General features: G+C 61.9%; 4 protein-coding genes and 1 pseudogene. 2 read left to right on the top strand and 3 right to left on the bottom strand.

The genetic code is table 11. From position 1 onward, the window contains the following. The first annotated feature begins 26 nt into the window (after positions 1-26). The gene (locus IEW00_RS14240) at positions 27-599 is read left to right on the top strand and encodes a DsrE family protein (RefSeq protein WP_229737054.1); all 573 of its coding nucleotides are present in this window, start codon (positions 27-29) and stop codon (positions 597-599) included. 535 nt (positions 600-1,134) lie between these two features. Here IEW00_RS14240 and rpoC read toward each other — a convergent pair. Then, positions 1,135-5,245 (bottom strand): annotated as a pseudogene (gene rpoC / locus IEW00_RS14235) (DNA-directed RNA polymerase subunit beta'); the annotation flags it as partial. A 115-nt stretch (positions 5,246-5,360) separates the two neighbouring features. Next, positions 5,361-9,527, bottom strand: coding sequence for a DNA-directed RNA polymerase subunit beta (rpoB, locus tag IEW00_RS14230; RefSeq protein WP_373282648.1), 4,167 nt, complete (start codon positions 9,525-9,527; stop codon positions 5,361-5,363). 290 nt (positions 9,528-9,817) lie between these two features. Between rpoB and IEW00_RS14225 the strand changes: the two genes are divergently transcribed. Continuing rightward, positions 9,818-10,465, top strand: coding sequence for a YoaK family protein (locus IEW00_RS14225; protein WP_188515080.1), 648 nt, complete (start codon positions 9,818-9,820; stop codon positions 10,463-10,465). Between the two features lie 4 nt (positions 10,466-10,469). On the opposite strand, the gene IEW00_RS14220 is transcribed toward IEW00_RS14225, so the two are convergent. Then, entirely contained in the window at positions 10,470-11,069 is a 600-nt protein-coding gene (locus IEW00_RS14220; RefSeq protein ID WP_188515079.1) for a phosphatase PAP2 family protein, read from the bottom strand. Between the last annotated feature and the right edge of the window lie 240 nt (positions 11,070-11,309).

The raw sequence follows: 11,309 nt of genomic DNA, 5'->3' as shown, positions 1-11,309 counted from the left end.
CCTTCGCCAATCAGAAGGAGAGTCGCATGTTGCGTCTAAAGTCATTTCGTATCGGATTGTCGGCAATGGCTGCGGCGTTGAGCATGGGCGTCACCCTGGCCCAGGCGCAGGACGCGCCCCGCCCGGGCTTTCACGCGGGAACCGTGATCAGCGACTTCGGCCCTGTGGCGATGGTAGAAGGCCACGAGCCGCTGCCTGCAGATGCGACGTTCAGCGTCGCCTTCGATGTGGGCGAAGCCGCCAAGCCCGGCGCGATCAACCGCACGCTCGAGAGCGCCGCGCGGTTCATCAACATGCACGCCGAAGCCGGAGTGCCGCGCGAAGCGGTGCGGGTCGCGGTGGTGGTCCATGGCCCCGCATCGTTCGACCTGACCAATGCGGCGGCCTACAACCAGAAGCACGGCGGCGCGAGCAACGCCAACCTTGCAGCAATTGCCGCGCTGATCGAGAACGGCGCCGAAATCCATCTGTGCGGGCAGAGCGCTGCGGGCCAGGGCATCACCCGCGCCGATCTGGCGCCGGGGGTAAAGATGTCGCTGTCGGCGATGACCGCGCACGCGCTGCTCCAGCAGCGAGGATATACGCTCAATCCTTTCTGAGCGTGGCTGCGCGACCAAGCGGGGCGATGTTCGCAGGGAACCATTCTGCGCTGCGACCGTAAAGTGATCAAGCACCGCAGCACCGCAACCGCAGGCATGCGCGCTGTTCTTGCCGAGACAGGCTTAACCGCGTTCGTGCCAGGCTGGCCTTCGATCCCGCCGGTCGCCGACGCATTTCAAAGAAGGAATCATCATGGGAAAAGGCATCATTTTGTGGCTGTTGGGCGTCCCTGGACTGCTGATCATTGCACTCCTCGTCTTCGGCATTCTCTGAGCCCAAGCTGACGATCGCGCTCGGTCGATGAGCGCTGCCAAGTCGGCCTGACCGTACACAAGAAACCCCGCCGGAATCGCTTCCGGCGGGGTTTCTTGTGTTTGCAAAAGTGGGTGCTCCCCGGCCTGCGCCGGGGAGCACCCACTTATTGAGACGGCCCTTATTCCGCGTCGGTATCCACCGCTTCAGGCTCGGCTGCGACCGGTGCCGGGGCAGGCGCTGCCTCGACTTCGTTCGCGGCGGCCATCGCCCGCTGCAGCGCGCGCTGCTGCGCACGCAGGGCAGCGTCACGGCTGTTGGCGGCGATCCGCATACGGGCCATGCCGGCACCGGTACCTGCCGGGATCAGACGGCCCACGATGACGTTTTCCTTGAGGCCGATCAGCGAGTCACGCTTGCCTTCGACGGCCGCCTGGGTGAGCACCCGGGTGGTTTCCTGGAACGACGCCGCCGAGATGAACGAGCGCGTCTGCAGCGAAGCCTTGGTGATGCCGAGCAGCACGGGCTTGCCTTCTGCGAACTTCTTGCCCGCGTCGAGACGCGCGTTGTATTCGTCCATTTCCTCGCGATCGAGTTGTTCGCCCGGCAGCAAGGTGGTGTCGCCTCCATCGGTGATTTCCACCTTCTGCAGCATCTGACGGACGATGACCTCGATGTGCTTGTCGTTGATCTTCACGCCCTGCAGACGATAGACCTCCTGGATTTCGCTGACCAGATATTCGGCCAGCGCTTCCACGCCAAGCACCTCAAGGATGTCGTGCGGGTCGGGCGAACCTGAGATCAGGTTATCGCCCTTCTTGACGAAATCGCCTTCCTGCACGTCGATGACCTTGGACTTGGGCACCAGATACTCGACCGATTCACCCTCTTCAGGATGGATCGCGATCTTGCGCTTGGCCTTGTAGTCACGGACGAATTCGATGCGGCCCGAGACCTTGGCGATGATCGCGTTGTCCTTGGGCTTGCGTGCTTCGAACAGCTCGGCAACACGCGGCAGACCACCGGTGATGTCACGCGTCTTGGCAGCTTCACGGCTGACACGGGCGAGAACATCGCCTGCTTCGACCTTCTGGCCTTCCTCGACCGAGAGCATCGCGCCGACTGCCAGCATATAGCGTGCAGCCTCACCCGAATCGTCGTCGAGCAGGGTCAGACGAGGACGCAGATCTTCCTTGGACTTTGCCTTGAGCGATCCACGGAATTCCACGACCACGCGCTGCGCGATACCGGTGGCATCATCGGTCTGTTCGATCAGCGTCTTGCCGTCGATCAGGTCCTGATACTTTACGACACCGCCCTTTTCGGTGATCACCGGCATGGTGAACGGATCCCATTCGGCAATCCGGTCGCCCAGATTGACCACGCCATTGTCGTCGACCAGCAGCACGGTGCCGTACGGGATACGGTGGACCGCACGTTCGCGGCCTTCCTTGTCAACAATCGCGATTTCGCCGTTGCGGGCGAGCGACAGGCGCTGTCCGCGCTTGTTCACGATTGTAGGGATATCCCGGTACTGCAGCGTGCCATCGGCCACCGCTTCGAGGTTCGAGGTTTCGTTGAGCTGCGCTGCGCCGCCGATGTGGAAGGTCCGCATCGTCAGCTGGGTACCCGGCTCACCGATCGACTGAGCGGCGATAACGCCGACAGCTTCACCGATGTTGACCGGCGTACCGCGGGCGAGATCACGGCCATAGCATTTGCCGCACACGCCCATGGTCGCTTCGCAGATCAGCGGCGAACGAATGCGCGCTGCCTGCAGACCCATGGCTTCGATCGTCGCGATGTTCGCTTCGTCGAGCAACGTATCCTTGGCAATCACGATCTCGCCCGACTTTCCGTCGGCGATATCTTCGGCCAAAGTCCGGCCCAGGATACGCTCGCCCAGCGAAGCGATGACGCTGCCGCCCTGGACGATCGCGCGCATTTCGAGCGCGTGCTCGGTGCCGCAATCTTCCTGAACGATGACGCAATCCTGGCTGACGTCGACCAGACGGCGGGTCAGGTAACCCGAGTTTGCCGTCTTGAGCGCCGTATCCGCCAGGCCCTTACGGGCACCGTGGGTCGAGTTGAAGTATTCAAGAACGGTCAGACCTTCCTTGAAGTTCGAGATGATCGGCGTTTCGATGATCTCACCTGAAGGCTTGGCCATCAGACCGCGCATACCGGCAAGCTGCTTCATCTGCGCTGGCGAACCACGCGCGCCCGAGTGGCTCATCATGTAGATCGAGTTGACAGGCGCCTCGCGGCCGTTCTCGTCCTTGGGCGTTGCCTTGATCTCTTCCATCATGGCGTTGGCGACCTGGTCGCCGCAACGGCTCCAGGCGTCGATCACCTTGTTGTACTTTTCCTGCTGGGTGATCAGACCATCCTGATACTGCTGCTCATAGTCAGCCACCAAGGCGCGGGTCTCATCGACCAGACGTTCCTTGCTGTCGGGGATGATCATGTCGTCCTTGCCGAACGAGATGCCGGCGCGGCAGGCGTGACGGAAGCCCAGGCCCATGATCGCATCGGCAAACAGGACGGTGTCCTTCTGGCCGGTATGACGATAGACCTGATCGATGACGTCGCCGATTTCCTTCTTGGTGAGAAGGCGGTTGACGACATCGAAGGGCACCTTGTGGCTCTTGGGCAGGCACTCGCCGATGAGCATGCGCCCCGGCGTGGTGTTGTACCGCTTCAAGTACTGGTTGCCCTGCTCGTCGGTCTGCGGAACGCGCGCGATGACTTTGGAGTGCAGCGTCACGGCGCTGACTTCCAATGCCTGATGCACTTCGGCGATGTCGGCCATCAGCATGCCCTCGCCAGGCTCGCCTTCGCGGTCCATCGAGAGGTAATACAGGCCCAACACCATGTCCTGCGAAGGCACGATGATCGGCTTGCCGTTGGCGGGCGAGAGGATGTTGTTGGTCGACATCATCAGCACGCGCGCTTCCAGCTGCGCTTCGAGCGACAGCGGAACGTGGACCGCCATCTGGTCACCATCGAAGTCGGCGTTGAACGCCGAGCAGACGAGCGGGTGAAGCTGGATCGCCTTGCCTTCGATCAGCACGGGTTCGAACGCCTGGATGCCCAGACGGTGGAGCGTCGGGGCGCGGTTGAGCATGACCGGGTGCTCGCGAATGACTTCGTCGAGAATATCCCAGACTTCCTTGCGTTCCTTTTCGACCCACTTCTTGGCCTGCTTCAGGGTCATCGACAGACCCTTGGCATCGAGACGCGCGTAGATGAACGGCTTGAACAGCTCGAGCGCCATCTTCTTGGGCAGGCCGCACTGATGCAGCTTGAGTTCGGGACCGGTCACGATGACCGAACGGCCCGAATAATCGACGCGCTTGCCGAGCAGGTTCTGACGGAAGCGGCCCTGCTTGCCCTTGAGCATGTCGGACAGCGACTTCAGAGGACGCTTGTTGGCACCCGTGATGATGCGGCCGCGACGACCGTTGTCGAACAGCGCATCGACGGCTTCCTGCAGCATGCGCTTTTCATTGCGGACGATGATGTCCGGCGCGCGCAGTTCCATCAGCCTTTTCAGACGATTGTTGCGGTTGATCACGCGGCGATACAGGTCGTTCAAGTCCGAGGTCGCAAAGCGGCCACCGTCGAGCGGCACCAAAGGACGCAGCTCGGGCGGGATCACGGGGATCACTTCGAGGATCATCCACTCGGGACGGTTGCCTGAATCAATGAAGCTTTCCACGACCTTGAGGCGCTTAATGATCTTCTTGGGCTTGAGCTCGGACTTGGTGGTCTCGAGCTCCTGCAGCAGATCGGCACGCTCGCTTTCGAGGTCGAGGTCCATCAGCATCTGGCGCACGGCTTCGGCACCGATTCCGGCGGAGAACGCGTCCTCGCCGAATTCGTCCTGCGCATCGAGCAGCTCGTCTTCGGTCAGCAGCTGGTACTTCTCCAGGCTGGTGAGGCCCGGCTCGATGACGACATAGCTTTCGAAATACAGCACCCGCTCAAGCTGCTTGAGCTGCATATCGAGCAGCAGGCCGATGCGCGACGGCAGCGACTTGAGGAACCAGATGTGCGCAACCGGAGCGGCGAGCTCGATATGGCCCATGCGCTCGCGGCGCACCTTGGTCACGGTGACTTCGACGCCGCACTTTTCGCAGACGATGCCCTTGTACTTCATCCGCTTGTACTTGCCGCACAGGCACTCATAGTCCTTCACCGGACCGAAGATACGCGCGCAGAACAGGCCGTCACGCTCGGGCTTGAACGTGCGATAGTTGATGGTTTCGGGCTTCTTGATCTCGCCGAACGACCACGAGCGGATCCGCTCAGGCGAGGCGAGACCGATCTGGATCTCGTCAAAGGTTTCCGGCTTGACGGCGGGATTGTTGAATTTGGTCAGTTCGTTCATTTTTTTCGCCTTCCGAGCCCCTCACCTTTAGGGGAGGGGTTGGGGTGGGGAATTTGGGCGGGGCACATTACTGCCCCACCCCCGGCCCCTCCCCTGAAGGGGAGGGGAGCATGTCTTACTCCGCGGCTTCCGCAATCTCGTCCGGATCGGGAAGCGCGTCGATGGAGTTCAACTCGACGTTGAGACCCAGCGAGCGCATTTCCTTGACCAGAACGTTGAAGCTCTCAGGAATGCCGGCCTCGAACGTGTCGTCACCCTTGACGATCGCCTCATAGACCTTGGTGCGTCCGACCACGTCATCGGACTTCACCGTCAGCATTTCCTGCAGCGTATAGGCCGCGCCATAGGCCTGGAGTGCCCAGACCTCCATTTCCCCGAAGCGCTGTCCGCCGAACTGCGCCTTACCGCCCAGCGGCTGCTGGGTGACGAGGCTGTAGGGACCGATCGAGCGCGCGTGGATCTTGTCGTCCACAAGGTGGTGCAGCTTGAGCATGTAGATATAGCCCACGGTCACCTTGCGGTCGAACTTGTCGCCTGTACGGCCATCGTACAGATCGACCTGGCCCGAGGGGTCGAGACCCGCCCGCTCCAGCATCCGCGAAACGTCCGCCTCGCGCGCACCGTCGAACACCGGGGTGCCCATCGGAACGCCGTTGCGCAGCAGACCGGCCAGTTCGACTACGGCTTCATCCGAGCGGCTGTCGATCTCGGCGTCGTAATCTTCGCCATAGACGTATTTCAGCTTCTCGCGCAGCGCATCGGGCGGAGCGCCCGCTTCGGGGTTTGGATTGGCCTCACGCCAGTCGTCCAGCGCCTTCGAAATCTGCTGGCCTAGACCGCGCGCGGCCCAGCCCAGATGGGTTTCGAAGATCTGACCGACGTTCATGCGGCTGGGAACGCCCAGCGGGTTGAGCACGAAGTCGACATGCGTGCCGTCTTCGAGGAACGGCATGTCCTCGATCGGCAGAATGCGGCTGATGATGCCCTTGTTGCCGTGACGGCCGGCCATCTTGTCGCCCGGCTGCAGCTTGCGCTTCACCGCGACGAACACCTTGACCATCTTGAGCACGCCCGGAGCCAGCTCGTCGCCGCGCTCCAGCTTTTCACGACGGTCATCGAACTTCTCGGTGATCCGCGTGACGGCTTCGTCATACTGGACCTTGACGGCTTCCAGATCGGACTGGACCGCATCGTCCTCGACGGCGAACTTCCACCACAGATGCTTCTCGACTTCCTCGAGCAGCTCTTCGGTGATTGCATCGCCCTTCTTGACGCCCTTGGGCGCAGCAGACGAAACCTGGCCGACCAGCATTTCGCGCAGGCGGTTGTAGGTGGCGCGGTTGAGAATGGCGCGTTCGTCTTCGCGGTCCTTGGTCAGACGCTCGATTTCCTCGCGTTCGATCGCCAGGGCACGCTCGTCCTTGTCGATACCGTGACGGTTGAACACACGGACCTCGACCACCGTGCCCGATACGCCCGGCGACAGACGCAGCGAGGTGTCACGCACATCGCTTGCCTTCTCGCCGAAGATCGCGCGCAGCAGCTTTTCTTCCGGAGTCATCGGGCTTTCGCCCTTGGGGGTGATCTTGCCGACCAGAATGTCGCCAGGATGCACTTCCGCACCGATATAGACGATGCCCGCTTCATCGAGGTTGCGCAGGGCCTCCTCGCCGACATTCGGGATATCGCGGGTGATGTCTTCAGGACCCAGCTTGGTGTCGCGGGCCATCACTTCGAATTCTTCGATATGGATCGAGGTGAATACGTCGTCCTTGACGATGCGTTCGGAGATCAGGATCGAATCTTCGTAGTTGTAGCCGTTCCAGGGCATGAACGCGACGAGCGCATTGCGGCCCAGCGCCAGTTCGCCCAGATCGGTCGAAGGACCATCGGCAATGATATCGCCTTCGGAAATCACTTCGCCCACCTTCACCAGCGGACGCTGATTGATGCAGGTGTTCTGGTTCGAACGCTGGAACTTCTGCAGCGTGTAGATGTCGACGCCCGAACGGCCCGAATCCACCGAGCCGGTGGCGCGGATCACGATACGGGTCGCATCGACCTGATCGACGATGCCGGCGCGCTTGGCAGCGATCGCGGCGCCCGAATCGCGCGCCACGGTTTCTTCCATGCCGGTGCCGACGAACGGCGCTTCGGCCTGCACCAGAGGCACGGCCTGACGCTGCATGTTCGATCCCATCAGCGCGCGGTTGGCGTCATCGTTTTCCAGGAACGGAATGAGCGATGCCGCAACCGAAACCAGCTGCTTGGGGCTGACGTCCATCAGGGTGATGATGTCGCGCGGCGCCATCAGGAATTCACCTGCCTGACGCGACGAGACGATGTCCTCGACAAAGCCCATGTCGTCGTCGAGCTCGGCGTTGGCCTGCGCGATCGTGTGCTTGGCCTCTTCCATCGCCGACAGATACACAACGTCATCGGTCACCTTGTGATCGACGACCTTGCGGTACGGGGTTTCGATGAAGCCGTATTTGTTGACCCGGCTGAACGAGGCCAGCGAGTTGATCAGACCGATGTTCGGACCTTCAGGCGTTTCAATCGGGCAGATACGGCCATAATGGGTCGGGTGAACGTCGCGGACTTCAAAGCCTGCGCGCTCGCGGGTCAGACCGCCTGGGCCCAAGGCCGAAACACGGCGCTTGTGGGTGACTTCGGCCAGCGGGTTGGTCTGGTCCATGAACTGCGACAGCTGCGAGGAGCCGAAGAATTCACGCACCGCGGCGACCGCAGGCTTGGCGTTGATCAGATCGTTGGGCATCACGGTCGAGACGTCGACCGAGCTCATCCGCTCCTTGACCGCACGCTCCATGCGCAACAGGCCGACGCGATACTGGTTTTCCAGCAGCTCGCCCACCGAACGCACACGACGGTTGCCCAGGTTGTCGATGTCATCGACTTCGCCCTTGCCGTCCTTCAGATCGACCAGCGTCTTGACGACCGCCAGAATGTCCTCGCGGCGCAGCGTGGTGACAGTGTCCTCGCAGTCGAGTTCCAGACGCATGTTGAGCTTGACGCGGCCCACGGCGGACAGGTCATAACGCTCGCCGTCGAAGAACAGGCCTTCGAACAAGGCATCGGCGGTTTCGCGCGTCGGCGGCTCGCCGGGGCGCATGACGCGGTAGATCGCATCGAGACCCATGTCGCGATTGTCGGCCTTGTCGGCCTTCATCGTGTTGCGGATCCACGGGCCGGTGGTGACATGGTCGATATCGAGCAGCACGAGCTCGTCGATGCCTGCCTTGTCGAGCTTTTCCAGGTTCTCGGCGGTGACTTCGTCGCCAGCCTCGATATAGATTTCGCCCGTCTTTTCGTTGATCAGGTCATAGGCGCTGTAACGGCCGAAGATTTCCTCGGTCGGGATCAGCAGGCTGGTGAGGCCATCCTTGCCCGCCTTGGTGGCGGCGCGCGGGGTGATCTTGTCACCCGCCTTGAACGCAACTTCGCCGGTAAGCGCATCGACGATGTCGAACGCAGGCTTCAGACCGCGCCACTGCTCGGCCACATAGGGGATCTTCCAACCGCCGGTGCCACGCTCGTAGACGACCTTCTCATAGAAATGGTCGAGGATTTCCTCGTCATTGAGGCCCAGCGAATACAGCAGCGAGGTGACCGGCAGCTTGCGCTTGCGGTCGATACGCACGTTGACGATGTCCTTGGCGTCGAATTCGAAATCGAGCCAGGACCCACGATACGGGATCACGCGGGCAGCAAACAGATACTTGCCCGAAGAATGGGTCTTGCCGCGGTCATGATCGAACAGAACGCCCGGGCTGCGGTGCATCTGGCTGACGATCACGCGCTCGGTGCCATTGACGACGAACGTGCCGTTGCCGGTCATCAAGGGCATGTCGCCCATATAGACGTCCTGCTCCTTGATATCGAGAACCGAGCGGCTTTCGGTTTCGGCGTCGACCTCGAACACGATCAGGCGCAGCGTGACCTTCATCGGCGCGGCATAGGTAATCCCGCGCTGACGGCATTCCTGCACGTCGTACTTGGGCGATTCGAGTTCGTAGTGCACGAAGTCGAGCTCGGCAGTGCCGGCGAAATCGCGGATCGGGAACACGCTGCGCAGCGTCTTTTCGAGGCCCGAGATGTAGCCGATCGAGTGGTCCGAGCGCAAGAACTGCTCGTAGCTCTCGCGCTGAACCTCGATCAGGTTCGGCATTTCACTGACTTCGTGGATGTCGCCGAAAATCTTGCGGATGCGCTTCATGGGAGTCGGCTTCTGCTGAGCCGTCGGACGTGCCTTGGTTGCCATAGCTTTGTCTTCGCCTTTTTCGTGCAAGTCGGTATCTGTATCTATCGATTCGCGGCGTCAGAGACGCCAAAAGGCCGCGAGCCCATGGATACCCATGAACTGCAGCCTATCGCGTTAAATTGATGCCTGATATCTCATTCGGTGGGCAGGTCCGCGCAAACCTGTCATGTCTCGAGACGTCCGGTGTTGGAGAGCGATATAGGCCTTGGTGTTGGACTTGTCAAACGGCCCCAAGCGCATATCCGCGTCACGCTGGCGCAAACCGCGTGCACCGCATATAGCACCACGCAATGACCCGCTATCAGCGCCATCACTGGTATCTCGCGATGGCATTGGCCGCGCTGGCAGGCTTCGTCGATGCGATCGGCTTTCTGTATACCGGCGGCTTCTTTACCGCATTCATGACCGGCAACTCGACCCGCATGGCGGTGGGTCTGTTCACCGATGGCCGGATCGCGGGAATCGCCGCAGCGATGATCGCAACCTTCGTCGCGGGCGTGGTGCTGGGGTCGCTGGTGGGACATATGTGCCCCACCCGCTATCGCCTGCCGCTGACCATAACCGGAGTTGCGCTGCTGCTCGCCATGGCGGCAGGCCTCGCCATGGCGGGAATGGGCACGGCGGCAGTCGGCTGCACGCTGCTGGCGATGGGAATGGAAAACACCGTGTTCCAGCGAGAGGGGCAGGTCAGCATTGGCCTCACCTATATGACCGGAACGCTGGTCAAGCTGGGGCAATCGCTCGCGCGGATCCATCACGCCGGTCAGCGCTGGACCTGGGTCCCGCATCTGCTGTTATGGTCCGGGCTGGTCGGTGGCGCAGGGCTGGGCGTGGTGGCCTATCTCGATATGGCACTGCTGGCCTTGTGGATCGCATCGGGTGCCGGGCTGGCCCTCGCGCTGCTTGCCTGCCTGCCGCGGTTTGCGTTGCTCGATTAAGCGATCAGCGCCTCAGCCCGAACAGGCGCAGTGCCAGCAGGCTGGCGAGAACGCCCGCCGCGGCACTGGGCAGCACCTGGCTGGTCCAGTGCCCCCCGGCAGCGATCCGACCTGCGCACCCGATCACCAGCAGCGAAGCCGCCCCAGAGCGCACCAGAACCGCCTCGCACCCGCGCTTGCCCCAGGCGAGCGCGATCAGCGCGCCGCACGCCGCGCCAAAGAACATCGCGAAGGTCGATGGCAAGCCTGAGCTTGCAGACAGTTTGGCGACATCGACCAGTTCGGATGACGGACGCGGGACGAGCACGAACATCCGCAGCCCGCGCTCCATCGCCATCGCCAGCACCATGCCGACCAGCGCCGCTGCCGCCCCGCGCAACCCGGCCAGCGAGGCTGCAAACACTGCCACCACCAAGCCGCTGACGATGATTCCGGGCCAGCCGGCGGTTATCGAGAGGTAATCGATCCACGCCGAGCCTGCCGGAATGAACGCTTGCAGCGCTTTCGTGATCTCGATGTCGAACGGCAACGGCCCCTGGAGCCACATGCTGGCTGCGCCAAGCATCAACACCATCAGGGCAAGCACGAGGGTGAGATTGCGCATTCGATGACCCCTTCGACGACACCAAAGCCACGGATTTAGGTATGGTATCCAGACCTAGTTGGGCATCTGGCCGATCCGGTGGCTCGCTTCAACGGTTATCCGACGATCAGGCGTGAACGTTTTTGCCGTGCTTGAGCGTTTGGTGACTTACTATGACACACACATCGCACCCCATTCGCCCGGCAAGGGCCGCGATTGCCGCCGTTCTTGCCCTGACCGCAACCCCGCTTCTGGCGCAGG

The sequence above is a fragment of the Blastomonas aquatica genome, assembly GCF_014639875.1.
In the GTDB taxonomy this organism is placed as follows: Bacteria; Pseudomonadota; Alphaproteobacteria; order Sphingomonadales; family Sphingomonadaceae; genus Blastomonas; species Blastomonas aquatica.
Note: the sequence above shows the minus strand (reverse complement) of the source record. Positions and strands in the feature narration are given on the sequence as shown.

Bases quoted from the DNA above. Each gene is read 5' to 3' on its own strand.
- IEW00_RS14240 (WP_229737054.1), top strand. From the start codon at position 27: ATGTTGCGTCTAAAGTCATTTCGTATCGGATTGTCGGCAATGGCTGCG.
- rpoB (WP_373282648.1), bottom strand. From the start codon at position 9,527: ATGGCAACCAAGGCACGTCCGACGGCTCAGCAGAAGCCGACTCCCATG.
- IEW00_RS14225 (WP_188515080.1), top strand. From the start codon at position 9,818: ATGACCCGCTATCAGCGCCATCACTGGTATCTCGCGATGGCATTGGCC.
- IEW00_RS14220 (WP_188515079.1), bottom strand. From the start codon at position 11,069: ATGCGCAATCTCACCCTCGTGCTTGCCCTGATGGTGTTGATGCTTGGC.